This is a genomic window from Kitasatospora sp. NBC_01287 (assembly GCF_026340565.1).
Classification (GTDB): Bacteria; Actinomycetota; Actinomycetes; order Streptomycetales; family Streptomycetaceae; genus Kitasatospora.
Genome location: NZ_JAPEPB010000001.1, coordinates 6,373,349 through 6,396,663, shown reverse-complemented (window position 1 = coordinate 6,396,663; position 23,315 = coordinate 6,373,349). Strand labels below are relative to the sequence as shown.

32 protein-coding genes are annotated in these 23,315 nt (G+C 70.4%); all 32 read right to left on the bottom strand.

Translation table 11 applies throughout. The features are described from left to right. Window positions 1-37: 37 nt before the first annotated feature. Complete coding sequence (locus tag OG455_RS27835) at window positions 38-391, bottom strand: hypothetical protein (protein ID WP_266298294.1); 354 nt, start codon at window positions 389-391, stop codon at window positions 38-40. Window positions 392-462: 71 nt separating this feature from the next. Next, window positions 463-990 (bottom strand): hypothetical protein, encoded by a 528-nt coding sequence (locus OG455_RS27830; RefSeq protein WP_266298292.1) that lies wholly within the window; start codon window positions 988-990, stop codon window positions 463-465. Window positions 991-1,055: 65 nt separating this feature from the next. Then, a complete protein-coding gene (locus tag OG455_RS27825; RefSeq protein ID WP_266298290.1) occupies window positions 1,056-1,334 on the bottom strand; it encodes a hypothetical protein in 279 nt (92 codons plus the stop codon). 128 nt (window positions 1,335-1,462) lie between these two features. Next, on the bottom strand, window positions 1,463-2,560 hold the full coding sequence (locus OG455_RS27820) for a PP2C family serine/threonine-protein phosphatase (protein WP_266298288.1): 1,098 nt from the start codon (window positions 2,558-2,560) through the stop codon (window positions 1,463-1,465). Between the two features lie 76 nt (window positions 2,561-2,636). After that, window positions 2,637-3,131: a hypothetical protein gene (locus OG455_RS27815; RefSeq protein WP_266298286.1), complete on the bottom strand. Its 495-nt coding sequence runs from the start codon at window positions 3,129-3,131 to the stop codon at window positions 2,637-2,639. 29 nt (window positions 3,132-3,160) lie between these two features. Then, window positions 3,161-3,580 (bottom strand): hypothetical protein, encoded by a 420-nt coding sequence (locus tag OG455_RS27810; RefSeq protein WP_266298284.1) that lies wholly within the window; start codon window positions 3,578-3,580, stop codon window positions 3,161-3,163. Window positions 3,581-3,650: 70 nt separating this feature from the next. Then, complete coding sequence (locus OG455_RS27805; RefSeq protein WP_266298282.1) at window positions 3,651-3,866, bottom strand: hypothetical protein; 216 nt, start codon at window positions 3,864-3,866, stop codon at window positions 3,651-3,653. Between the two features lie 112 nt (window positions 3,867-3,978). Continuing rightward, on the bottom strand, window positions 3,979-4,290 hold the full coding sequence (locus OG455_RS27800; protein WP_266298280.1) for a hypothetical protein: 312 nt from the start codon (window positions 4,288-4,290) through the stop codon (window positions 3,979-3,981). A gap of 146 nt (window positions 4,291-4,436) precedes the next feature. After that, a complete protein-coding gene (locus OG455_RS27795; RefSeq protein WP_266298278.1) occupies window positions 4,437-4,778 on the bottom strand; it encodes a hypothetical protein in 342 nt (113 codons plus the stop codon). A gap of 86 nt (window positions 4,779-4,864) precedes the next feature. Next, window positions 4,865-5,215, bottom strand: coding sequence for a hypothetical protein (locus OG455_RS27790; protein ID WP_266298276.1), 351 nt, complete (start codon window positions 5,213-5,215; stop codon window positions 4,865-4,867). An 83-nt stretch (window positions 5,216-5,298) separates the two neighbouring features. Continuing rightward, on the bottom strand, window positions 5,299-5,574 hold the full coding sequence (locus OG455_RS27785) for a hypothetical protein (protein WP_266298274.1): 276 nt from the start codon (window positions 5,572-5,574) through the stop codon (window positions 5,299-5,301). A 171-nt stretch (window positions 5,575-5,745) separates the two neighbouring features. After that, window positions 5,746-6,351: a hypothetical protein gene (locus OG455_RS27780; RefSeq protein ID WP_266298272.1), complete on the bottom strand. Its 606-nt coding sequence runs from the start codon at window positions 6,349-6,351 to the stop codon at window positions 5,746-5,748. Window positions 6,352-6,457: 106 nt separating this feature from the next. After that, a complete protein-coding gene (locus tag OG455_RS27775; RefSeq protein WP_266298270.1) occupies window positions 6,458-6,820 on the bottom strand; it encodes a hypothetical protein in 363 nt (120 codons plus the stop codon). Between the two features lie 78 nt (window positions 6,821-6,898). Then, the gene (locus tag OG455_RS27770) at window positions 6,899-7,336 is read right to left on the bottom strand and encodes a hypothetical protein (RefSeq protein WP_266298268.1); all 438 of its coding nucleotides are present in this window, start codon (window positions 7,334-7,336) and stop codon (window positions 6,899-6,901) included. Window positions 7,337-7,853: 517 nt separating this feature from the next. Beyond that, window positions 7,854-9,341, bottom strand: a complete 1,488-nt coding sequence (locus tag OG455_RS27765; RefSeq protein ID WP_266298266.1) for a DNA cytosine methyltransferase — start codon at window positions 9,339-9,341, stop codon at window positions 7,854-7,856. 234 nt (window positions 9,342-9,575) lie between these two features. Next, the gene (locus OG455_RS27760; RefSeq protein ID WP_266298264.1) at window positions 9,576-10,055 is read right to left on the bottom strand and encodes a hypothetical protein; all 480 of its coding nucleotides are present in this window, start codon (window positions 10,053-10,055) and stop codon (window positions 9,576-9,578) included. Window positions 10,056-10,109: 54 nt separating this feature from the next. Continuing rightward, window positions 10,110-10,550: a hypothetical protein gene (locus OG455_RS27755; RefSeq protein WP_266298262.1), complete on the bottom strand. Its 441-nt coding sequence runs from the start codon at window positions 10,548-10,550 to the stop codon at window positions 10,110-10,112. A gap of 171 nt (window positions 10,551-10,721) precedes the next feature. Beyond that, window positions 10,722-10,940 (bottom strand): hypothetical protein, encoded by a 219-nt coding sequence (locus OG455_RS27750; protein ID WP_266298260.1) that lies wholly within the window; start codon window positions 10,938-10,940, stop codon window positions 10,722-10,724. Next, window positions 10,933-11,757 carry a hypothetical protein gene (locus OG455_RS27745; protein ID WP_266298258.1) on the bottom strand — a complete coding sequence of 275 codons (825 nt, stop codon included), beginning with the start codon at window positions 11,755-11,757 and terminating at the stop codon, window positions 10,933-10,935. The genes OG455_RS27750 and OG455_RS27745 overlap by 8 nt, the downstream gene beginning before the upstream one ends. A gap of 45 nt (window positions 11,758-11,802) precedes the next feature. After that, the gene (locus tag OG455_RS27740; RefSeq protein ID WP_266298256.1) at window positions 11,803-12,201 is read right to left on the bottom strand and encodes a hypothetical protein; all 399 of its coding nucleotides are present in this window, start codon (window positions 12,199-12,201) and stop codon (window positions 11,803-11,805) included. A gap of 84 nt (window positions 12,202-12,285) precedes the next feature. Continuing rightward, window positions 12,286-12,681, bottom strand: coding sequence for a hypothetical protein (locus OG455_RS27735; protein WP_266298254.1), 396 nt, complete (start codon window positions 12,679-12,681; stop codon window positions 12,286-12,288). 99 nt (window positions 12,682-12,780) lie between these two features. Further along, window positions 12,781-13,677 carry a helix-turn-helix domain-containing protein gene (locus OG455_RS27730; protein WP_266298252.1) on the bottom strand — a complete coding sequence of 299 codons (897 nt, stop codon included), beginning with the start codon at window positions 13,675-13,677 and terminating at the stop codon, window positions 12,781-12,783. Between the two features lie 49 nt (window positions 13,678-13,726). Next, window positions 13,727-14,863 (bottom strand): hypothetical protein, encoded by a 1,137-nt coding sequence (locus OG455_RS27725; RefSeq protein ID WP_266298250.1) that lies wholly within the window; start codon window positions 14,861-14,863, stop codon window positions 13,727-13,729. A 309-nt stretch (window positions 14,864-15,172) separates the two neighbouring features. Further along, window positions 15,173-16,270 (bottom strand): AAA family ATPase, encoded by a 1,098-nt coding sequence (locus OG455_RS27720; protein ID WP_266298248.1) that lies wholly within the window; start codon window positions 16,268-16,270, stop codon window positions 15,173-15,175. A gap of 30 nt (window positions 16,271-16,300) precedes the next feature. Beyond that, entirely contained in the window at window positions 16,301-16,663 is a 363-nt protein-coding gene (locus tag OG455_RS27715) for a hypothetical protein (RefSeq protein WP_266298246.1), read from the bottom strand. A 203-nt stretch (window positions 16,664-16,866) separates the two neighbouring features. After that, window positions 16,867-17,460: a hypothetical protein gene (locus OG455_RS27710; protein ID WP_266298244.1), complete on the bottom strand. Its 594-nt coding sequence runs from the start codon at window positions 17,458-17,460 to the stop codon at window positions 16,867-16,869. A gap of 236 nt (window positions 17,461-17,696) precedes the next feature. Then, window positions 17,697-17,951: a hypothetical protein gene (locus tag OG455_RS27705; protein ID WP_266298242.1), complete on the bottom strand. Its 255-nt coding sequence runs from the start codon at window positions 17,949-17,951 to the stop codon at window positions 17,697-17,699. A 48-nt stretch (window positions 17,952-17,999) separates the two neighbouring features. Then, the gene (locus tag OG455_RS27700; protein ID WP_266298240.1) at window positions 18,000-18,758 is read right to left on the bottom strand and encodes an N-acetylmuramoyl-L-alanine amidase; all 759 of its coding nucleotides are present in this window, start codon (window positions 18,756-18,758) and stop codon (window positions 18,000-18,002) included. 79 nt (window positions 18,759-18,837) lie between these two features. Continuing rightward, window positions 18,838-19,197: a hypothetical protein gene (locus OG455_RS27695; protein WP_266298238.1), complete on the bottom strand. Its 360-nt coding sequence runs from the start codon at window positions 19,195-19,197 to the stop codon at window positions 18,838-18,840. Window positions 19,198-19,260: 63 nt separating this feature from the next. Further along, window positions 19,261-21,288, bottom strand: a complete 2,028-nt coding sequence (locus tag OG455_RS27690; RefSeq protein ID WP_266298236.1) for a hypothetical protein — start codon at window positions 21,286-21,288, stop codon at window positions 19,261-19,263. Between the two features lie 2 nt (window positions 21,289-21,290). Continuing rightward, entirely contained in the window at window positions 21,291-22,385 is a 1,095-nt protein-coding gene (locus OG455_RS27685; protein ID WP_266298234.1) for a hypothetical protein, read from the bottom strand. Beyond that, complete coding sequence (locus OG455_RS27680; RefSeq protein ID WP_266298232.1) at window positions 22,385-23,314, bottom strand: hypothetical protein; 930 nt, start codon at window positions 23,312-23,314, stop codon at window positions 22,385-22,387. Before OG455_RS27680 ends, OG455_RS27685 begins: the two co-directional genes overlap by 1 nt. Between the last annotated feature and the right edge of the window lies 1 nt (window position 23,315).

The following is a 23,315-nucleotide window of genomic DNA, read 5'->3' as shown; positions in this document are numbered from 1 at the left end:
TGGTCGGCTGGGGCGGTTACACCGGCTGGGGTCGATGTCAGCGGGTGAGCTGCGGGTCGAGGTGGAGCGCGGTGTTGATCTCGGTGGCGAGGTCGGCGACGCGGTCGGCGTGGCCGAGGTCGAAGGCCCGGGCGAAGAGGTCGCCGTAGTAGGCGGCGCGTACGAGTTGCCGGTACTGGGAGTAGGTGACGGGGGTGAAGTCGTTGGTGCGCTGGGACCATGCGATGGCGGTGGCGTCGTCGACGAGCTGGTAGGCGGCACGGGCGGCTCTGGGCCCGAGTTCCTGGTGGCGGACGATGGCGGCGAGGACGGCTTGGTGGTGGTGGCGCGGGCCGCTGATGGCGACGGCGTTGCGGCGCAGGTGCTTGAGGAGATCGTTGTCGCGGAGCACAGTGGGTTCCTTTCGGTTCGAGTGGTGCGGCGGGCCTGTGCGCCAGGGCCGCCGGTGGTTGTGGCGGTAGGTCAGGCGGTCGGGTAGTCGAAGAGGGCGGGTAGGGCGGCGCCGGGGTGGGTCTGCGGCCCGGCGGAGAGCTCGGGACGGGCGCCGTCGTGGCCGCCCTCGATGACTGCCGGGAACGTGGCGTCCAAGGGGAACGCGGCCCGCAGGGCGCGCACGGCCTCGGCGACTTGAGCTGCGACGTGGGCGAGGGTGGCGCGGGGTTCCGGGAGCAGGAGGGTGTCCGTTGTCCAGGAGTCGCCGTAGACGCAGGCCGCAAGTGACAGCGGCTCGATGCCGCTTGAGCTCTCCTGGGGCAGGGGCTCGATCGTGATCGCGAAGCCGTCCGCCGCCCGACCGTTGGCGTGCCGGCCGATCGCGCAGCGTATCGCCGGGAGTGAGTCACTGAGCCCCAGGTCCTCGGCGGCGTCAGCGAGTTCTTCCGCCACCCACTGCGGGCCGAGGAGTTCGGCGGCGTGCCGGACCAGATCGGTCACGTCGAACTCGGCGGCCGAGGAGTCGAGCTGGCCGGGCGTTGGGCGGTGGTCGTACATGGTGTTTCTCTCCCTTCTGGGTGGGGCGGCCCGGCCGGGTGGGCGGGCCGCTGCTGGCGGGCTGGTCAGGCGGTGAGGTAGTCGAGGACGTTGAGGGTGAAGCCCCCGGGGAGGGCGAGCGGTCCGGCGTCGGCACTGGTGGCGTAGGACTCGGCGATGCTGAGGGCATCGAGTACGGCGTTTTCGCGGTCGGGTCGGCTGAGGAGTCGAGCGACGGAGTCGAGGGTGAGGGCGGCGGCAGAGAGGGTGAGGCGCTGAAGGTCGGTGCCGGCCTGGGCGGCGCGGGAGCGGGCCTGGTTGGCGTAGTGGCGGGCTTCTTCGGCAGCGGCGTTCAGCGCGTTCACGGTGGTTCCCCTTCGGTGTTCGGTGGGGGCTTCCCCCCTTCCTTATGAGTAAATTCTATACTCATTCAGATGGGGGGTCCACTCCGCCGGAAAGATCTCAATGGCTGGACGCTGCGCGTTTGCGCAGGTCAGAGCCCCGGAAAGTCCACTACGAGGGCGGTGGCATTGTCGGCCTCCAACCGCCCGCACTCGGCCCTGCTGCGCGCCACAGCCTCCGCCACCGCGTCAACGACCAGACGCCCGGCCGCACTCTTGGGCTCCAACAGGGCAAAGGAAGTGGACACCCCGCTCCAGCTGGCGGCCTCGATCGGGTGGTACACGCCGTCGCTGCACAGCAGCAGCCTGCGAACCCGATCGAGGTGCACGCACATCTCCTCCACCGGCCCCTCCCCCATGTGGGACAGCAGCTGGTGGTGGTCATCCGGGCCGGTGATCATCTTGCGCGACGCCTTGTAGGCGGCGAGGTTGTGGTCCGCCGTCAGCTGCGTCACCAGTCCGGTGGCGCTCATGGCGTACGCCCGGCAGTCGCCCGCCCAGGCGATCAGCAGCTCCTTCCGCCGCGGATCCCACACCGCGACGACAACCGCCGCTGTCGGCTCCTCCTCGACGCACCAGTTCATCTGCCAGTGGGCGAGTTCGGCGCGGGCCGCGTGGATCGCCGCGCCGGGGTCGCCCGTCTCGGCGGCGGTGCGGGCCAGGCGCGGCGCGAAGTGCTCGACCAGCAGGCCAGTCTCGATGTGGTCGCCGACGCCGTCGCACAGCGCGAATGCCCACACTCCGGTGGCCGCGTCGGTGTGCACCGCGGCCGCGTCGCACTGCTGCGCCCGGGTGCCCTTCTCCTGGGAGGTGCTGATCACCGGGGCGGTCTGAGGCTTCCAGGGGTGCTCGCCCACGTTGTCGTGCAGTCGGTCGAGCTGGGCGGGCAGCAGCCCCGAGTAGGAGCCGTCCGGTCGACGCCGGGCGGTGACGATCACCGTGCCCCGGAAGAACGGGGCGGGCGAACCGCCGGACAGCCCGGACCACAGTTGCTGGGCAGCCCGGTTGGTCTCCTGGTCGTACGGCGTGTCCGGCCAGTGCACCAGGAACCGGCCGATCGCGGTGGTGGTGTATCCCTTGCCGAGGTTGGTGTGCAGCGCCTGGTGCTGTGCGGTGATCTCCCCTTCGGGTGACGACAGTTCGTCCCATGTGCCGTCGGGGTCGATGACCAGGGCGAAGACGCGGTTCATGAATCTCCTTGCGGGTGTGTTGTTGCGGGTGGTCGACGTAGGTTTCAACGCCGTTGCGGTGCATGAAGGTTGACGGTCAAGGCCACGTCGGCGCGGTGGTGCGCCGTCGGCGGACGTGACGGGGTTGTGCGGGTCTCAGCTCGGGTCGGGTGCGCCATCGGTGGTCGTAGGTTTGCGGCCAGGGGTGCGTGAGTGTCATCACCGCGCGGGACGCTTCGAGCAGCGCCATGGAGGCCAGCCCTTCGACGACGATGAGCGACAGGTCCTCGCGGGCCCGGCCACGCGCCACGGTGTGCGGGTCGATGTAGGGGCCGGGGTCGGCGCGCCAGGCGGTCCAGTCGGCTGCTGCGCAGTCCACCTGCCAGCGTGCGGTGATGTCTACGGTGCCGAGGAGATCCTGCTCCTCGGTCCAGACGGGCATGGTCCGCAGGTCGGCGGGGCAGCCATCCTCGCCGAGGTGGGGCAGCGACTGGAGGGCGTCGCTGAGGTACCAGCACGCGTCGCGGGCCGCGTCGGCTGGGTCGGAGCCTGCTGCGTCGGCCCAGTCATCCGCGTGCAGGGTCAGCTGCATGTCGATGCGGATTCTCACCTGGTCCGCGCTCAGGCCAGGAGGGCGCGCCACGTCGCCACGAAGTCCCTGATGGCCTGCTGCTGGCCGGGCTCCAGGCTGGTCGGCACGTCGTCCCCGCTGGTAGGCCCCATCACCAGGGCTGGTCCGTGGATCGACTCCCTCAGCGGGGCGTGCCGCAGCACCTCGGCGACGGCGGTCGCGCAGTCGTTGCGGGGCGTGCCGGCTGGCGGGCGTTCGAGCAGGCCCACGGTGATGAAGTGGGTGTCCGGCGAGCACGCCGGATGGCAGTAGCCGAGCCAGCTCCGTCCGCCGAGGTGCTGGGCGATGGCGGCCCTAGCAGCGTGGCCCGTCGAGAGGGTGGCGGGCAAGGTGACGGGCGTGGTGGTGCCGTCCTCGGTGATCAGCAGGGCCTGTATGCCTTGCTCGGTGCGCGGCGGAGGGGTGTTCATGAGCGGTCTCCAGTGGTTGTGGTGGCCGGTGACGCGGTGGTGCCGGGCCCGCCCACCACGGTGGTGCCGGTCAGGTGAGGTTGAGGTGCGCACTGGCGGCTGCGTAGGACCGGTAGGGCTCCAGGGACGGGCTGACTCGCCCGTCGGGCAGGACCCAGCCGTTGGCGGTACGGAACGTCCAGCCGGCGAGTTCTCCGTTGTGGCGCAGGGTCTGGATGCTGGTGGCGTCGGGGCGGCTGCGGCCCGCCACGTACAGGGCGTCGATGTCAGTGGTGATGGCGGCCATCGGGTGTGTGTCCCTTCGCCGGGGGCGGGCAGTCCACCCCCGGTGGTCGAGCAGTCCGGTCGGGAGCCGCGCCCGGCGGCCCCAGGTGCGGGGCCGCCGGGCGCGGGAGGAGTTACATCCAGGTGTAGTTGAAGACGCCCTTGAGGAACTTGAAGACGCCCTCGATGAGCCGGTCGGAGGCGTCGCCGCGGTAGGTGCGGGAGATGGAGCCGATGAGGCCGAGCTCGGGGTGGATGAGCGAGATCTCCACGCGGATCCCGTCGTCGCCGGTCTCCGCCTCGACCTTGACGATGCGATCGCCGTAGGGGTCGACCAGGAGGTTGACGTAGGTCTCGGTGAAGCCGGCGATCGTGTCACTCGGGAAGCAGTCGCGAACGGCGGCGATCAGCTCGTTGGCGGGGGCGATGGTGGCAGTGGCGGTCATGGCGATCTCCTTACTGTTGAGGGCTTCCCCCTCAACCTCACGAGTAAATTCTATACTCGCTTCTGCACTTGCACAACCTTTGATCCAGATACTCAAAATCTGATGTTTCGTCAGTTTTTCTAACCGGCAGGGCCGTTGATAGCTGCCTAGTGTCCGATCTGATCGGCGACGGCCTGGAGGGTGGCGCGACACGCGGAGATCGTGCGCAGAGCGCGCTCGCCGTCGAGGGCCGCGTCGGCGGCGAACACGAGCACTGCGTGAAGGAACGGCTCCGGCAGCGTCTCCAGCCACGCCGAATATCCCCCCGGCTCCCCGCCCCCCTCCCAGGCGGCATGGGTGGCGCACTCGGCGACGCCGGCCGCGTACAGCGCGGTCGGTCCGGCTTCGAGGCCGAGAAGGCTGCGGACTTCGGCGTCAAGGGAGCCGGGGTCGCCGCAGGCAAGCAGTTCGGCGATGCGGGCGGGCCTGGGCGGGGTCGGGGCGGACATGTATGCCTTCCGGCGGGGTCGCGAGGGGCGGGTGTTCGGGGCTGGGCAGGGGGCGGCGGGCTCTGCGGCCTGCCGCCCAGGGGCGGTCAGTCGAGGAGCCTGGGGTCGGCGGCGATGCGGCCGAGTGCATGGCGCAGGACGCGCAGGTCGTGTCCGCCCGTCCAGGGCTTGTCGATCGCGCGGGCAGCGGTGTCCACCAGGACGTGGAACAGCGCGGGCTGGGCGTCGGCAAGCCACTGCTCGTAGGTCAGGTGGTAGCCGCTGTTCCCCCAGGTGTCGATGAGAGCGCGGCGCACGGCGGCGCACGCCTCGGCGGCCTCTTCGGCGGACAGGTCGTAGGGCTGTTCGAGGGCACTGGCCAGCGTGCCGTCATCGAGGGCGCGGACGAGGTCGGCGGTTGCCTGGTGGGCGGCGCCGCCGGCGAGGAGCAGTTGCACGGTTTTCTTCCTTGGTTCTCGGGCAGATCGAGGGATGCCGCCAGGCGGGGGCTCAGCTGGGCGACCGAGCCCCGGCGGACGGGTCAGAGGACCCGGGTCGCGGCTGCGGCGGCTTCGACGATCTCTATGGTCTGAAGCCAGGTCGCATGGACTCCCACGTAGTCGGCGCCGCTCCAGCTCTCGCGCCAGGTGATCTCGGCCTTGACGGGCTGCGGGTCGGCGCCCATGGGAGGCAAGGCGACCGTCCAGGTCTCGCCCCCGTGGCGGACGTGGGCAACCCGGCCGAGGTTCGTCGTGGTCCAGCGGGCGGCCGTCGCGGCGGTGAACACGGCATTGGCGTGCGCGGCGGCGATGGTCATGGCGCTGGCCTCTCCGGTGAGTAGCAGTGGCACGGTCTTCTCCGTGGATGTCGCGGGTTCGTGAGTTCGGGGGATTCCCCCTCTCTTGTAAGTAAATTCTATACTCATAAGAGAGGGGGAATCCAGTCCGCCGGGCGTCGTCTTCGCCGGTGTACACGGGGACGGAGCAAGTCATGCGACGGACGGCAGCGGGTCGGGCCAGGCCACCCCGGCCAGCGCCCGCCGGTGCGTCTCGGGGACTTCGACGACGGGCAGTCCCAGCCAGTCGCGGCCCATCAGGGCCAGCACCGCGGCGTCCGCCTTGTCGTAGCGGCCCGCCCCCTCGCACTCCAGGCCGTACCGCTCGGCGACGGCATCGCGGACCATGCCCTTCGTGACGCGGGCCCGGATGTTCTTCGGGTAGTCCTTGGCCGGGTTCGCGACACCGCAGGCGTAGATGATCCGCTGGACCGGCGGCACCTCGGCGTAGGGGATGCCGCGGCTCCACAGCATCTGGGTGACGTGCCACCACAGCCCGGCCAGCTCATGGTGTCCGGCCAGCGCGCCGTGCCCGTAGGAGGCGCCCTCGATCACCACCAAGTCGGCGCGGCGCGCCCGCTCCTCAAGCTCTCGCAGGTGCCAGTCCAGACGGGCGTGCCTGCGCAAGCCCGTCTTCGGGCGTAGCGCGTCCGCCCAGTCCACGCCGGCGACGCCGGTGGAGACCAGGGAGAGGTCCAGGCCGATCACCAGCGGGATGGGGTGCTGGCGGGGCTGGGCTGGTGCGGCGGTGCAGGTCATGTCGTCCTTCTCGTGTTGCGGGCGCGCGGCGGCCCGGCCCCATCCGGGCCGCCGCGCGTTCGGTTCGTCGGCGTGCTGGTCACTGCCGCCTACGGCGGCGGGCCTGTCAGCGGTCGGCGAGCGTGGCCAGGTATCGGCCGAGGTCGGCCAGGTCCTCGACCAGGTCTCGATGCCCGTCCTCGTTGCAGGGCCGGTGCAGGGCGAGGGAGGTCTCCTCCTCGCCGTCGGACGCCCACCGCAGGTACCAGCCGGGGGTGTCGGGCAGGTCAGCTCGGGCCGCGTACAGCTCGGCGGTTTCGGCTTCCCAGGTGAGCAGGCTCGCCGGGGCAGAGCCCAGGACGTAGGCGGCGAAGTCGTTGGCTCCCCGGACGGCCTCGCCAGCCAGGCCGTCGGCCTGGTGCGCCTGTGTGGTCAGTTGCTCCGCCCGTGCGGCGAGCGCCAGGTCGGTCAAGGTCGGATTGTTGGTCAAGTCGGCTCCCTTCTCGATTGGTTGAGGCGATTTGGGTGGGGCTACGGCGGCGGGCCCCGGGCGCTGGGCGGCCGGCGGTCAGGCGGCAACGGGCAGCTCGGAAGTCTCGGCCTCGGCGGCGGCGCGTTCGGCTTCGGCGGCAGTGAAGGCCGAGCACAGCGGGCACTGCTGCTCGCCGCGGTCCTGGTGCTCGGCGACTCCGCCGGTCGCGCCGCAGACCGCACGAGGCTTGCCGGGCAGCGGCAGGTCCTCGTCGTCCACGCCGTCGGCGATGGCGATGACCCGGCCGTCGAGCCACAGCCGACCGCCGCACACCCCGTCGAACTTCTTCGGGTGGGGCTGGACCTGGCGGATGCACTGCGCTCGAAAGGGGCAGGGCGTGCAGGTGCCCAGGACGGGCAGACACAGATCGGTGAGGGTCTTCTTGTCCTTCCAGGCGCCTTCGGCGGGTGAGAACCGCAGGTCGCGGTAGCAACCGGGCAGGCACAGGTCGGTGTCGGGCAGGGCGCTGAACAAGGTGGTGGCCTTATCGGTGTTGCCGGGCCCCGGCGGTGGTCGGGGCCCGGGTGGGGCAGGTGGTCAGGGGCGGGTGAGCCGCAGAAGGACGCGGGTGCGGGCCGGATCCCAGCAGATGCAGGTGACGTAGCGGGTGTGGCGCGGCCAGACCTGCCAGCCGCCTTCTCCATCGCAGTACCGGCAGCGGGGGTCGGGGGTCTGCGTGAGGAGCACGGCCCGCACAGGGCCGGGAGTCAGGCGCAGCCTCCACCGGCCGTGGCGGACGCGGGTCGATTCGGCGCTGCCGCGGCGGCGTTTGGCCTGTCGCCACAGCCGTCGGCCGGTCATGTCCTGTCCTGTGGAGTGGAGTTCACCCATCGGGCCACGACTGGCGTGACCTCGTTGCCGAGGTGTCTCAGGCGGTGCTCGTCGTCTGGGCGGCCGGGACGCGGCAGTCGTGCGGCGCGGCGGACCGTGTAACCAGGGGGAAAGCCCAGTGCCGCGCTCGCGTCCTGCACGGTCGGGCTGTCGAGGGAGGTCACAGGACCTCCAGCAGCTGGCGGCCGATCCAGTTCGCCACGTTCACGCTCACGGCGTTGCCGGCCTGCATGGTCTGCTCGGCGCCGTTGCCGAGCACGATGTAGCTGTCCGGGAAGCGTTGCCCGGCCAACTGCTCCTTGGGCTTGAGCATCCGGAACCAACAGTCGGCGATGGTGTCGGCGGTGACGACGACCGCGGCCGAGTCGCGGGTGGACAGGGTGTGCAGGGGGTACCCGGCGTGCTTGGCGGTGCCCTTGCGGTACGGCACGACCAGGGTGTTGCGGTCGCGCGGGTCGACTAGGCCGCCAGGCAGGACCAGGCCGTGGTGGTTTCCCTGGGCGGCGACGGTGGAGATCGGGGCGTGCACCGGGGACGTGCTGGCGTTGTTGCGGAACTCCACGACGAACGGCGGGCTCAGCAGGGCCTCGGACTCGCGGGTGGTGCGGGTCCGCAGGGGCTGCGAGGCCGGGTACGGGTCGGTGTTCCACGAGCCTCCAGTCGGCACGACCAACGCCTCGCCCTGCTTGGTGGAGCGGGTCGGCATCGGCCGCTCGGCGACCGCGTAGGCCCGGTCACCGCCGTCCTTGCCGTGGGTGAGGGTGATCGCGTGAGGCTCGTGTGGGAACTTCACCAGCCCCGCTTCGATGCGGTGCATGGTTGCGTCTGCGAGCTTCTTGGGGCGGGAGCCGATGCGCTTGCCCAGGTCCGTCCAGTCGATCGCCGCTGATGCGGGGCGCACCCACGGTTCGACCAGGGCCCGGTTGCAGCGCGTGTTGGGGCAGCGGTAGCTGTACTGCTTGCCGTACTTGCCGATCGTGACCTTCGGATCGTGCCACGTCTGTACGGCGTTGACCTGCTCGCTGCACTCGAAGCACCACGCCGCCGGGGAGGGGGTGAGGTTCGGCTTGCGCATGCCCTTGCGGGTGAATGTGATGTAGATACGATCGCGCCACTGCGGCGCCCGAAGGTTGTCGTCGTCGCCGATGTGCGCCGAACTGACCGAGGTGATCTGGTAGTTGTAGCCGAGGGCCTTCATTGCCTCGATCCACTGCGGGAACAGGATCCAGTCGGTGGCGAATTCGAGGACGTTCTCCACGACGATCGCTTTGAACTTGTGGACCTCGGCAGCCCGCACGACGCACCACGCGGTGACCCTGGTCCGTTCGAACGCGCCGGCGGGCAAGGTCTTGAACTCGTCGTCGCCGTCGAGGAGGTCGAGTTGCGCGCTCTCGCGGCGCCTTCCTCCGGCTGGGCTGATCTCGGTGCAGATCACCGATGCCCACAGGACGTCGGCCTTGGGCAGGTAGCGCATCGGCATCGCGGACACGTCGATGCGCAGGTGGTCGGCCAGCGGGTGGTTCGCGGCGTGGGTGGCCAGCGCCAACTGCCAGTGATTGACGCCGAGTTTGAGTTCGAGTCCGGCTTCGACGAGGCCGGTCGAGGAGCCTCCGGCGCCGCACAAGAAGTCGATCACGGTCGGGGACACGGTGGGGCTCCTTTCAGCTCTTCGGGTTGGCGGCCGGGGTGTCGGTGGTCGGGCGGGCTGGTTCGGCGGGCTGGCCGGGCGGGGGCCACGGAGGTGGATTGAGCGCCAACAGCCAGTGATTTACGGTGAGTCGGATGTTCAGTGGAGCTGCCGGGCGGTCGGCCGGGGTGGGGCGGGTCATCAGAAGTCCAAGAGGTCATGTTGGACGCAATACGCATCCCCATACAGGTGTGGTCAGTAGACACGGATGCCGAGATGGCCGATCGCCCGGCGCAGGAACGCGAGCCACGGCGCCCATGCAGGGTAGGTGTCTTCCAATTCCTCGCGGTGCTCGGCTGGCCAGGCGTCGTAGGCGGCCAGTGCAGCCCTGATCTCGGCGGGGACGATCAGCCAGTGTTCGAGGTGGCTGGCGAGCTTGTAGTGCGGGATGCCGGCCGGGTCGGGCTCGACTGCGGAGCGCACGGCGTCGCCAGCGGCTCGGGCGGCAGCGAGGTTGGCCGACTTGCCGGGCGCGACCTGGCCGGGGCCGGTGAAGTCATCGCGGGTCAGGCCGAAGTCCGAGAGCGCCGGGAACTCGATGGGCTGCCAGTCGGTGAGCATGCCGAACTCGCGCATGGTGCGGCAGATGCTGCCCATGCCGAGGTTGCTGGAGCGGTGCCAGCAGGTGTCGTCGGTGCTGTCGTCGGTGGTCTCGATGTTGAGCTGGTAGCCCATGGGTCTCTCCGGGGTTTGGGGGCCGGACCGCGGTGGGCGGTCCGGCCGGGATAGTCAGTTGCTGCGCAGGCCGTGGTGGTCGCCGGCGACGTGGAGGAAGTCGATCCACGGTGCCCAGTCGTCGATCCGGGCGCCGATCGCTTCGCGCTGCTCGGGATCGGCCTGCTGGTAGGCGTCCAGGGCGGCGGTGATCTCCCGAGGGCTGATCAGCCAGCCCTCGCCGGTGGCGAGCTTGTGCCGGGGAATGCCCTTCGGGGTGGCGGCGCCGACGGCTCGCAGGAGGTCCATGGCGGCGTGGACGGAGCCGGGGCCCGGCTCGCCGGGCTGCCGGCCGGGGAACGCGCGGTGGAAGGCGGCTCGGGCGAGGTCGAGAATGTTCAGGTCCTCGATCATGCCGAGCGTGTCCATAGCCCGAACGACGCTCTCCAGGGTGTAGTGGTCGAGGAAGTAGTTGACGGCGGGGTTGCTGTGTTCCAGGCACAGGGCTCGGCCCATCTGGGTTTCTCCTTCGGCGTGGTGGGATCGGGGGGGCGGTGTGCTGCCTGGCGGGTTTCGGTTATCGGCGGGTTCGGGTCTTGGCGGTTCGGCGGACGGCGCTGACGAGAGCGGTCGTGGCGGTGGCCAGCGCGATGGCGGCCAGGGCGAGGGATGTGACCTGGATGGCGTTCACGGTGTGCTGTCCTTCGGGGTGGTGTAGGTGGCGCTGGTGGCGGCGATGTCGAGGTGGCCGAGGGCGGCGGCTGTGCGGCGCCGCGCTCCGGCCTGCGGCGAGTCGGTCGGCATGGGTGGACTGGCCCACAGCATTGACAGGCCGTCGAGGGCGGGGTGGCGGGTCTCGGCGGGAGCCGGCTCGCTCCCCTCCTCGGCGGGGGTCGACTCAGCCACGGCGTGCCCCGTGCGTGCGGGCCGGGCAGTTCGGGGCGGTGAGCAGCCGGAGCATGCCGAGGTACACGCCGTGGGCGTCGCCCAGGTGCAGCGCCTCCTGGACCTCGGTGTGCAACTGGTTCTCTTCGGCTGCGCTCTGGGGGTGGGCGAGGTGGCAGAAGCAGTGGGCTGCGCGCTGGTGGGCGCCGGGGACGAGTTCCGCCAGGGTGGTCTGCACGATCTGCACGCGGTCGCCGTCCACGAGGACGTGGTGTGGCCAGTCGTCGGCGATCTGGTGGGCGACGGTCAGGCCGCTGTCGGCGGCGGCCGCGACGATGGCGTGGTGCTGCTGAGCTGCCTCGGCGCGGTCGGGGAAGACGGCGGAGGTCGCGTACCCGGCGGGGCCGTGCTCGTGGACGGTGGTGATGGTCACCACCGCGGGGTGGGTGATGGGCACGGTGAGGTTGCCGAGGGCGGTCAGGTAGGCGTCGATGGCGACGAGCAGCGGGGCGAGGAGCGCGCCGTTGCCGTGGTCAGCGCCGGCCGGGCCCGAGTCGTACACCAGGGTGTGGATGGTTGGGTTGCCGACGCTGTCGCGGGTGACGGTCCAGTCGGTGACGGCGTCGAAGGAGGACGGCAGGCCGTTCTCGGTACCGATGGTCAGGTGGCTGCCGTCGGGCAGGTCGGCGTAGATGACGGTCGTCGCGCCGCGGTTGTCGATGTCGGCGAGCAGACCGCGGCGGCGCAGCGGGGTGATCAGCGGCTCGTACAGGTCGAACAGGGCCTTCCATGCGGGGTCACCGGTGCGGTTGTGGTCGGGCATCGGGGCGAGGCTCATCAGGGGCTCCAAGAGGTCGTGGTGGGTGCTTGTAGGTCTGGCAGGTCAGGTGAGGCGCAGGAGGCGGCGCAGGAGGCCCTTGCGGGCCGCGCGGTGGCCTGTCGGGGGTGGGGGTGGGGGCAGGAAGCGGTCGAGGGTGGCCAGGAGCGGGGCGGTGGCGGTGCCGTTTGCGTGGCGGGGGCCGAGGAGTGTCGAGTCGTAGATGTGGTGGACGTGGCCGTTGGGCAGGGTCCGCGTGAGGGTCCAGCCGGTGGTGCCGGAGGGCCTTTGGGCTGCTGCTCCGCCGATGCCGTCGTCGCCGATTTCGAGGGTGCTGCCATCGTCGGGGTGCAGGTGCAGGACAGCGGTGTTGCGGCGGGCGGCGAGGTGGAAGGCGACGCCTCGGCTGCGGGCAATCTCGGCGAGAGGGGTGTAGTTGACGTTGAGGAGGATGGGGTGCGGCATGCCGCTCTTCCTGCTTTCTTGCGGTGGCGATTTGAGTCCCCATACATGTCGGGGCCGGTGGAGTCCCGGCCCCGACGGGGCCGGTCAGGCTGCGGCGGGCTCGGGCTGGGCGTCGAGCCTGTCGGCCCATTCGGCGATGCGGTCGGCCATGCCGCGCAGGTTGGCGGCCATGGCCCGGGCGCTGCCGACGGCCCAGGGGCGGGGCTGGGTGGCCAGCTCCCTGCGGCCGTACCCGAGGGAGTCGAGGAACTGGTCGACGCGGAAGTCGAGTTCAGCGGCGATCGGCTCGCGCTCGTCGGGATCCTCGGCGCGGGAGACGATGCCGGCGAGGTCGGCGATGTGGTCGAGGTCCCTGTCGACATCCTGGTCGCCGGCACGCTCGGTGGCGATGGTGCGGATCAGGGGGTCGAGGAGGGAGGTGTAGTCGAGGATCAGGGTGGTCTGCTTGTCGGCCGTGCGGCTGGTGAGCGTGGGCAGCATCTCGTTCTCCTCCTGTTCGGTGGGGGCCTCCCCCCCTCACCTCTTGAGTAAATTCTATACTCATGAGCGCGGGGGCACAACTTCTGGACACTTCGTCACCTATTCGTGATATTTGTGCCGTTCGCGCGCTTCCCTAGCGACCCGCATCGCCTCCTGACGCGCGGCCTCCACCTCCTGCGCCTTCTGCTCGACCAGCTCGCGCATCTCGCGCCCCTCCCGCAAGAAGCCCTCGATGTGCTCCTGATCGCCCCGCCGTCCGGCTTCCCGCTGCTCCTTGTCCCGCGCCTCGCGCTGGGCGCGGGCGCTGGTCCCGCACGCCCGGCAGTTGCGGGCGACCCTCCGATGCCGACTGCATGGGCCCTCAGGATCCTCACCGGCCTGCTCCTGCGGGCCCCCTGCGGCGCCAGCCGTGGGGGGTTGGGGGGAAGGTACTGACCTAGGTACTGAAGAAGGTACTGACGGGGTTCCCCCGGGGGAACCTGCTGGGTTACCAGAGGGGAACCTGCTGGGTTCCCCTCCGGGAACCTGTTCCCGGCCTGCCGGTGGGTTCCCCTGCGGGAACCCATCTTCGGCTGGGCCCTCCTCGGCCTGGGGTCCGCCCATCCGCGCCGGAGCGGACGGCTTGGCGCGCACCACTCCCTTGCGGGCGAGCCGCTTGTTGCGCGGGGCCTTCGCCGCGGCCGTGAACCGGGCTTGCAGCTCCTCCGAGTCAGGGATCGGTGGCACGCCCAGCGGGAACACCCGGTACACGGCAGCCCGGCCGGGCTTGCCGACCTCCACCCGGTCCACCAGCCCTTTCTTCACCAGCGCCGTCACCAGCGTGATCGCCCGCTTCTCCCCCACCCCCGTCCAGGCGGCCAGCCTGCGCACACCGGGCCGCGCGAGGCGCGTCTCATCGTCGGCGGAGTCGGCGATCTTCATCAGTGCCAGCTTCTCCGTCGGCGTGACCGCGCCCGCCGGCAGGTAGGCGGCGGCCAGCATCAGGTGGATCGACATGCGAGTGCTCTTTCTCGGCGGCGGGTGCGGCTCGGCTGGCGGGCCGCACTCACTCGCGTGCCACTCGGACGTCGATGCGCCGTGGCGCTCGCTTGACGACGTTGCGCATCGGCACGGCGATGCCCGCCACCATCAGGGCCCGCACCATCCGGTCGGCGTCCGGGACCGTGGGGATCGAAGCTCCGAGGGTGTCGAAAAGCTCGATCATGGCGCGCACGTCGGGCTTCTGCTCGGTCTTGTCCTCACCCGCCCAGCCGAGCACGTTGGGCCCGTACCGGCCCTCCTCGGCGGCGTCCACGGCCTTGCGGACGAACTTCTTCTTCCGGTCCGCTTCGGACCACTGCCGGTGGGCGGCGACGTAGTCGGCCAGCTGCTCGGCCACGTCTGCCCTGTTGTGGACGATGTTGGACTGCACCGGCCGCCCATTCGCCGAAGCACCCCAGCAGGCGGTGGCGAACGGACAGTAATCGCAGACGGCGTCGATCCCCGGGCCGAGGAAGTCACGGTGGGCCTGCTCGGGGTGCTCGGTCTCCGAGACCCGCTGGAGCCACCACACCGCCTCTTCAGCGATCTCCGCGTCGTAGGGGATCTCCTGGATGAACTCCTCCCCGTTGTCCCTGCAGATGAAGCGAAGCCGGATCTTCTCGACCCGGATCGGGCCCAGGCGGGCCAAGACCCGCTGCCCGTCGGCGTCTTCGAACCCTTCAGTGTTCAGCAGCCGCGCGTACGTCATGACCTGCCGCAGCTCGGGGGCCGTCGCCCCGTACCGCACCGTCTCGTCCCAGCGGTAGGTGGTGCGGGTCTTGATGTCCTCCACCGTGTTCTGCTCGGCGGGCACCTTGGGGCGCATCCGGCGGGGCAGCTGGCGGGCGGTCACCTGGTCGAGCTGGACGATGTCGACGGAACCGCGCACCGCCGCATCGGCGACCTTCTTCTCGACGAGCCAGCCGAACTCGCGGCGGGCGGCGGTCGTCAAGCCCTCGTGGATATAGGTGCCGAGCATCGCGGCGGGGCTGATGACCACGTCGGTCGGCTCCCAGCCGTGCAGTTTGTAGGCGGCGCGGCGTTCGCATGCGGTGTCGGAGGCGCCGAGCTGGCGCTGACGGGACCGGGGCCGGGCTCGGTCGATCGCGTCAGCGGCGACCCAGATGGATGGCGACGGGTCGCTGATCGTCGGGGTGGACATGGGTGTACTGCTCCAAGAGGTCGAGAAAGAGGGGCGCGGCGCCGCGCTGGCGGCAGGCCGCGCCCCGCAGGAGGCGTGCGGTGCGGACTACGGTTCGCGCGGGCAGTCGCAGGGCGGGACGCAGATGCATCCGGCGCAGCCGGGGCACCAGTCCTCGGGCGGCATGCCGCACTCGGTGCAGCAGTGGCAGCGAGGCAGGCACGTCGTACCTGCGCACGGCGGCGCGGGACGGGGTTTGTCGGAGTTCACGGAAGGGCCCTTCGGTCGGGCCGCCCCACCCTGGGCGGGGTGGGGCGGCCCGAGCTGCTGCTATGCGGCGGCGGGAGCCGGCTCGGCGGTGAACTCGGCGTCGGCCTCGGCCTGCTGGGCTTCGGCAGCGGCCCGAAGCCGGGCGGCATCACTACCGGGCTCGTCGTCGATGGTCGTCGGCGGTGCGGCCAGCTCCCGCACCCGCGCCTGGACGGCCAGGCGTACCGTCTTCCACTCGGCTTCGGACAGGCCCGTCTCGGGGCCGGCGTCGAGCTGCTTCCACAGGCCCACGCAGGCGTCACGGTCGGCGGCTTCGGCGATGCGCTTCATCCACGGGCCGGTGCGGTCGCCGGTCAGCTCAGGCATGTCGCGGGGCTGGGAGTCGGTGGAGCAGCCAAGCATGTCGAAGATCACCTTCTCGAAGGAGAAGTCCGGCAGCGGCATGGGGTTGCCGCTCTCGACGCGGAACCGCAAGGTGCGGGCCTTGATCAGCTCGGCGGGCTTGTCACGGCGCATCCGCACCCACAGCGTGCTGTCGAAGCCGGTGTCCTTGTGGGTCGCGACCTTCCACTCTTTCACTGCGCGGCCGCGCTCAACGAGCGGCTGCCCCTTGCCGTCGGTGGCGCTGATTTCCTTGCCGCGGGCGAGCATGATGGCGATGCCCGGCAGTGTCTGGAGCATGTGGACGATCCGGTACCACCGTTCGATGCTGTCGTTCCACAGGTGGCGGCCGACGTCGATGTTCGAGTCCGGGTTCTCGGCGAGCTTGGCTCGGTTGCGGTCGCTGCGCTTGGCCCGCTCGTACGTCCAGTTGGACAGCATCCGCCACAGCGCGGACCCGGAGTCGATGACGAACACGACGGGCGGCTCACCGGCGGTCGCGGCCCGGCGGGCCTCCCACCAAACGGCTTCGACCTGCTCGGCGATCGACTGGTAGGAGCCGTCGTGGACGATGACCTCGAAGTCGGCGCCGGGGATGCCGGCGTACTCGTCTGCGGAGCCCTCGGACAGGTCCATGACGTACATCTGGCCGATGCGCTTGGACGCGCTGAACGCGATGGTCTGGTACGACTTCCCGGCGCCTTCCTCGCCCTCGACGAGGATGAACGGCCAAGGGACGATCCCGGTGGGCTTGCGGGAGTTGAGCTTGGGGGGCACGGGTGATTCTCCAAGAGGTCATGTGGTGCGTCAGTCCGTACGCAGGGCGCGGACCTCGATGTACGGCGCCCAGTGGGGGTGCTCGTGGGTGAGGAGCCGGGCGTAGCGGCTGCGGAAGTCGTTGTTCAGGCGGAAGTCGTCGGCGGAGAGGGTCGCGCGGCCGTAGGAGTAGCGGATGATCTCGAAGAGCATGCCGAGGCTGATCTTGGAGAACTTCGCGTCGATGCATTCGCCGACCAGCCGTTCCAGCTCGGAGAGCACCCAGGGGTTGTGGGCGTGGAACTGCTCGAACCGTTCCTGGATGGTCTGCTGGCGCCCGCTGTCGGCCGGTGGCTGGACGATGCGGCGCACGGCCTCCAGGCCGGGCAGCTGGTCTTGCAGTACGGCGGTCATCGCTTCTCCCCTCGCAGTGATGGGGATACTACGAAGAATCCCCATACAAGTCGAGTTGAAGGCCAGCACCCGAATGGGCTACCGGCCGACCCGTCGCCGAGGCGACGCAGGGAGGGGGGCGTGCGGACATGGCGACTCCGGCTTCATGAGCGGGCCAGGTCGCCCCCTCGTGAGTAAATTCTATACTCACACGTGAGGGTTGGTCAACTCTCGGCAGACTGCCTGCCCCGCGTGATGACCTGCGATCCCGGCCCGTCGTACGTGCCGCCCTCCAGACTCTCCAGCACCGCCGGGATCACCTCCAGCGGCCGCGACCTGGGGCGCTCACGCATCCGGTCAAGACCGGCGAGCGCGTTCGGCAGCAGCCACAGCGGCGACCCCGACAGCCGCCAGTCCGGCTCAGTGAACACGCCGTCCTTCATCGCCTTGCTGAACGGCCCCCCAGCCGTCGCCGGATCCTCGCCGACCAGCACCATGATCTCCTGGCTCCCGACGATCGGCGGCAGGTCCCCGGCCCGCACGGCCAGCGCCGCCTTCACGCTCCGCCCCGGGGCCTGCTCGGCGACCAGCTTCTCGACGAACTCCATGTTCGGGACCTTCTTCCGCTCGGTGGCCTCACCGAACTGGACGGCGACCCCGATCGGCCAGTACGCCCGCCCCGAGACGATCACCGCCTCGTCGTAGCCCAGCACCCCGCGCTGGATCCACTGCGCCGTGTTGCGCGCCGGCCCGTCGTAGACCCCCGCGAACTCCTGCGCTCCAACCAGTACCAGAGGGCTCTTCGCCGCTCCCGCCATGCCGCACTCCTCACATCAGTGAGTATTGAGTTTATGGCCGCTGGTCGGGAAAACCATTCGCAGTTTCGCTGGTACAGTGGGTGATCCAAGAGGTCGGGCCCCCATTCCGCAAGGAATGGGGGCCCAACCATTTTCCGGCACCGCGCGGACTTGCGACCCCTTTCAGCACACCCCGGGAGGGCCGGGGCGGGCTACTCGTGGGCGGCGCGGCACCGCGCGGCACCGGCGCGGCCCGGTCACGCGGGCGGCAGCGCGGCCTTCCCGACCGGGTACTGCGGCGGGCGGGCGCAGCCCAGCAGCCAGCCCCACCGCGGCGACAGGTACACCTCGGCGGTGCGGAACAGCGCGTAGTAGACGAAGCTCACCACCGGCGCAGCCACTCCGGCCAGCGCGGCCGGGTCGAGGTCGAGCCCGTACCCCGCGGCGAGGGCGACGAGCCAGCCGACCAGCGCGGGCACGCCGGTGCGCAGCAGAGAAACGTACAGATTCACTGAACTCCTCAATCAGGTAGGGGTGTTATTCGCGGCGGTGGGGGCCGCTCAGGTGATCGGAGCGGTCCACGCCGCCGACCAGGTCTTCGGCCCGACGACCCCATCCGAGTCGAGGCCCTTGTCCGACTGGAAGGACCTGCACACCGTGGCCGACTTGGACCCGTACTTCCCGTCGACGGTGATCTGCCAGCCTCGGGCGGCCATCTGCTGCTGCCAGGCCGCCACGTCCTGGCCCTCGCAGTAGTCGGCCAGGTACCGGCCCGGCCAGGCGGGCGCGGCACCGGTCGACGGCTGCGACGGGGCCGGGGAGCCGCCGGGCCGCGGCGCACCGGATCGCACCCAGGCGATCAGCGGAGTTCCCGGGCACTCGGTCGCGTACCCGTCACAGTGCCCCAGCACCTCACCGCCGGCGCCGTGCTGGCGCAGCAGGTCGATGCCGTCTCGCAGAGCCGACAGCAGCGCGTCGGTCGGCTGGGTCAGGCCCTTGTCGCCGATCAGTGCACACACCGCGTAGTGCGCCCGGTTGAGGTCCTGGTCGCCGTTCGCGGCGGTCCGCTTGCCAATGCCACGCCCCTCGAACAGGATGCCGTGCACACACGCCAGGTAGGAGTACGCGACGTCTACGTAACCCTCCTTGGTGTTCGCGAGGTGGCTGGCACGGATCGCCTGAACCTCCGCGACGCACTGACTGTGGTCGCCGGCCAGGGACGGGGACACGAACGTCCCCTCGTAATGGATCTTCACACCGCGTGCGGTGGGTTGGTCGGGTGCTGCCGAGGCGGGCCAGCCGAGCTGACTCCGCGTCACGAGCTGTGTCATTGAGGCGCGTCCTGCTTCTCCCCCGCGCCATGATTTGGTTGGTACTGCTGTCGGGGTCGCCCCCGACTCAGGGCGAGGTGCCCTTCGTCATCAGCCACAGCTGGAGCAGCACGATGACCACCGGCGCGACGAACGCGCCGATCAGCCACCGCCGGGCGGCCACCGCCGCCGTCTCCGCATCCTCGCGAGCCCGGCGCTCCGTGGCCAGGTCCCGCTCGATCACGTCGACGCGCTGCGCCATCAGGCGCTGGTCGGACTGGTAGACGTCCTTGGTGACGACCTGCTCCAACCTGGCTGCCAACGCCTGGATGTCAGCTCGCAGATCGTCACGAAGTCCGGCGATGCCGTCTCGCTGATCTTCACGGAACTGGGTGAGGGCACGCTGCAGCTCCCACAGCGTGGGCTCAGCGGTGGGCGGGACACTCACGAGCTGCTCCGTATCAGCGTCCCCGCGCCACACATGATCATACGGCCCATCGGGGAGAGGCCGTCAGTCCACACAGGACCACTGGAGGGAACCGAAGGACAGCCAGCCGCCCAGCCCACCTGTCGCATTGGTGAGAACCACATCGCCGCTCGGGTAGACGAACACGTTCGCGCCCACGTTGGTGGCGCTCGCACCGGCGAAGACCTCCCCGACCAGGGGACGACAGCCACTGGCGGCGCTGATATTGAAGATCACGCCGCCGGTCATCGCGGCGGGAATGGCGACGATCCCGCGCAATGCCGCGAACCCGTGCGGTAGCCGCTTGAACTGAACCCTCTGCCAACCGGCAAGCTGAGAGCAGCCGTTCTGGAAAACCGGCGTGATCCAGGCGTCATCCGTGGTGATGCGGGCGCCGTGCGTCAGCATCAGGTTGCAGCCGGTCAGCTGAACGGCGCTGCTCTGGACCTCCACTGTCCCGACGAGGGCCTTGACGAGAAGTCCACTCTTCGACAGGTACATCGCGGCTACCTGGTCGGCGAGTTGGACCTTCCAAGAGGACGGGCTCAGGATGTGGACGGCGGGCTTGTTGGTGTCCGTGCGGTACACCTCGGTCTGGACCCTGGCCTCGGTGAACTCGTCGGTGCCGGTGCCCGCGGTGCCGTAGAGATTGGCGGCGCCGGCGGTCCAGCCGCCGGTGGCGTCCAGGCTCCACACACCGGCCGGGGAGTACCCGTCTGCCGGGCTGCCAGCGGAGAGGAACACCGATGGCGTGTGGGTGCCGTTGTCGGTCAACTGCGGACTGGTGACCCTGGTGACGCTAGCGATTCCGGCGGGGTTCGGCGCGACGTACGCGGTGATCTCCGCTGGGACCTTCTCCCGGGTGTCACCGGAGTAGAAACTGACTGAGGGTGCGTTGTCGCCCTCAGGGCTCTCCGGGGAAAGCAGCACACGGCGGCCTGTGAGCCCGGTTTGCACCGTGGAGCCAATGACTGTGACGCCCTTGATGGTCTTGCCGTCGATGGCGTCGGCGGCCAGCGACGTGGCGGTGACCGCCCCGGCGGCGAGCTTGTCGGCGGTGATCGAGTTCACGGCGAGCTTATCGGCGGTGATGGCCAGCGCCTTGATCTCCCGGCCGGTGATGGCCCCGGCGGCGATCGTCCCGGCGGCGACAGAGTCCGCGGCGAGCTGCGCGGTGGTGATGGCCCCGGCGGCGATCGTCGGTGTGGTGACGGCCCCGGCCGCGAGTTGACCGGCGGTCACCGATCCTGCGGCGAGCTGGGTCGTGGTGACGGCCCCGGCCGCGAGCTGGGTGGTGGTGACCGCACCGGCGGCCAGTTCGCGGGTACTGATCGTCCCGGCCACGACCTCGCGGGCGGTCACGCTGTCCGCAGCGATCGTGCCCTTCCCGACAGCATCCGGCGCGATCTTCCCGGCGGTGACCGCCGCGGCGCCGAGCTTGGCGGCCGTCACCGCCGCCGCGGCGATGGCGTCGGCGTCGATGGCCCCAGCAGCGACCTTCGCCGCGGTCACCGCGTCATCGGCGAGCGCGAGTTCGCCGATGATCCCCGCGAGGACCGAGTCCGCGACGACCTTCGCTGGCCCGGCCTGCGCGGCACCGGACGGCGCCGACGCCCGCCCACTTGTCGACCTGGCCATCAGTAGTACCCATACAGGTTGACCGGTCGGGACGAGGACGCTGCCGCCCTGCGGGGACTCCACGGTCGTCACCAACGTGGCCTGACCCGGGGTGAATCCGGCCGTAGGCGAGGCGTGGACCTCGATCCGGCCAAGGTCGAGAGGCGCTGGGGAGCCGCCTGCGAAGGTGCCGTCCCACACCGCCAGGACACCGCCGAGGGCGGGCGTGACGACGGGCGGCGAAGGGACCGGTGGTGTCGGGCCGTTGATCACGTTGACGGCGGTCGTCCCGTCGGGCTGCTGCCCGATGACGGCGCGCACCGTCCCGCCGGCGGTGACCGTCAGAGCGCCGTCGTCGACGCTGGAGTAGGCCAGACGCGAGGAGCGGGACAGCTCCGGCAGGGAGTCCTCCAGGTCGGCGATGCGCTGGGCGAGCTGGTCGAGCGGGTTGGGCACAGTCATCCTCCGGTGGTGTAGGGGCGGGAAAGGCGCAGCGTCGCGGTCTCGGGCTTCTCGCCTTCGGCGGGGTGCAGGGTCCAGGCGGTGATGCGGCACCACCCGTCGAAATCACCCCACTGGTCGTGGATGGTGACGCGGACGTCGTCGCCGATCTGCCAGGAGCCGATGGGCGCGGCGGGGTGGTCGAAGACGGTGATCTCGTCAACGGTGGCGAGCTGCTGGCGGCGGGTGCGCTCGGCGCGGGCAAGCTGCGCCAGGGTGGTGGCGTTGGTGACGCTGGGCCGGTCCAGGATGGCTTCCATGCGCAGCCGTCCGTCGCGGACCGCGTCGACGGTGCGGATCTTGGCGCTGCCCTCTCCCGCGCCGAGCGCGATGACGACCTGGGCGTAGTCGTCGGCGTCGGAGGTGATCGGGGTGCTCTCGGCGATGTTGACGCCGGAGGCGAAGTGCAGGTCCTCGCGGCGGGTTCCCAGGCGGGGCCAGCCGAGGACGACGTGCCGCTCGGGGTGCTCGCCGTTCCAGGTGACCGTCTCGGTCCATTCCGGTCCCTGGTCGACGCCGGTGGCGTCCCGCACGATGCTCGACAGCGCCGGGGCCTCCCACTCCTTGGTGGTGTACGGGTGCTCGGCGTCGCCCAGGCGCACCGGGCAGCCGCCCGCCAGCTGGTCCACGATGACGCCGAGGTCCCCGTCGGGCTGCTCCTGGCAGTAGGCCCACACGTCCGCGATCACCCTGCACGGGTCGGTGCCCGCGTAGGGGCCGCGCCCGCCCAGGTTGCCGTGCAGGTCGCGGCGCTTGGTCAGGTAGGACGAGAACCCTGCCCCTTCGATGGGCAGGCGCTCGTCCTGCGGCTTGGCGCTCCAGTTCAGGCCGCCCCACATCAGCCGCTGGTCGCGCTCCGCCCAGAGCAGCACCGTGCCGGCCTCCACGTCGGACGGCATCAGGTGGGCGAAGCGCGGCGCAAGGACAGCGTTCAGCGAGCCGGGCCCGGACAGCTCCGGGCCGAACGCGACGCCGGACAGCGGAAGGTACGGGGCCAGGACCTCCCCGGTCAGGGCGTGCGTCGCGAAGTACCGGTAGACGGGAGCGGGCATCAGAAGGTGCCTTCCACGAAGTCCACGTCGGTCTGCATCGTGGTGTTGGAGTTGACGTCGATGTTGCCCACCGAGGCGTTGTAACGGCCGGCCTGCACGGCGAGGCGCTGGACGGTGCCGCGCTGCTCCGGCCGCCACAGGTAGGTGTCGACCATCGTGATGTCGCCGCGCGAGAAGGCGGTCATGGCGTCGGTGTCCATCTGCGCTTCGTTGCCGATGACTCCGGCGATGACCTGCCGGAACCCGATGAACACCTCACCGGAGAACCGCAGTCCGTGCAGGGTCGTGACGACGGACGCGGACGTGGCCCACGCCGGGACATCGAAGTCGACGATCGCGCCGACCGGCCAGTTCTCCTGCCAGACCCCGACCTGCGGGCCGATCGGCGAGTATCCGAACCCGCCGAGGAGCTTGAGGCGTCGCTCGCGGCGCGGGTTGGCGACCTGCCGCAGGTCCGTGATCATCGCGTCCGTCACCGTGGCGCAGTTCGGCGGCAGGGTGACCCGGGCCAGGACGATCGCGGTCATCCCCGGCGGCGGCGCGCTCTGGTTCGCGGACACACCCGGGACGACGTAGAAGTAGCCGATGTCGTCCGAGGCGGGGTTGCGGTTGCCCTCGTACTCGGGGTCCTCGATGCGCAGGCACACCAGGTCGGTGCGGCCAGTGCCGCCGGTCGGCGCGATCGACACCACCTGATCGCCGGTGTTGTACTGGGTGTAGGAGCCCTGGCCCCAGGTGGCGCCGCGCACGATCGCGGAGCCGTTTCCTACCCGCACGCCCGCCCCCGGGGTGGCGGTCTGGCGGACCTTCAGGTCACCGCCCTCGGTGATGCCCTGGGATCCCCGGGACAGGTCCCGGACCATCATGCGGATCGCCCGTGCGGGGTGGACGCCGCCGGTGACCATGAGCGGCGGCTGAATGAGCGTCATG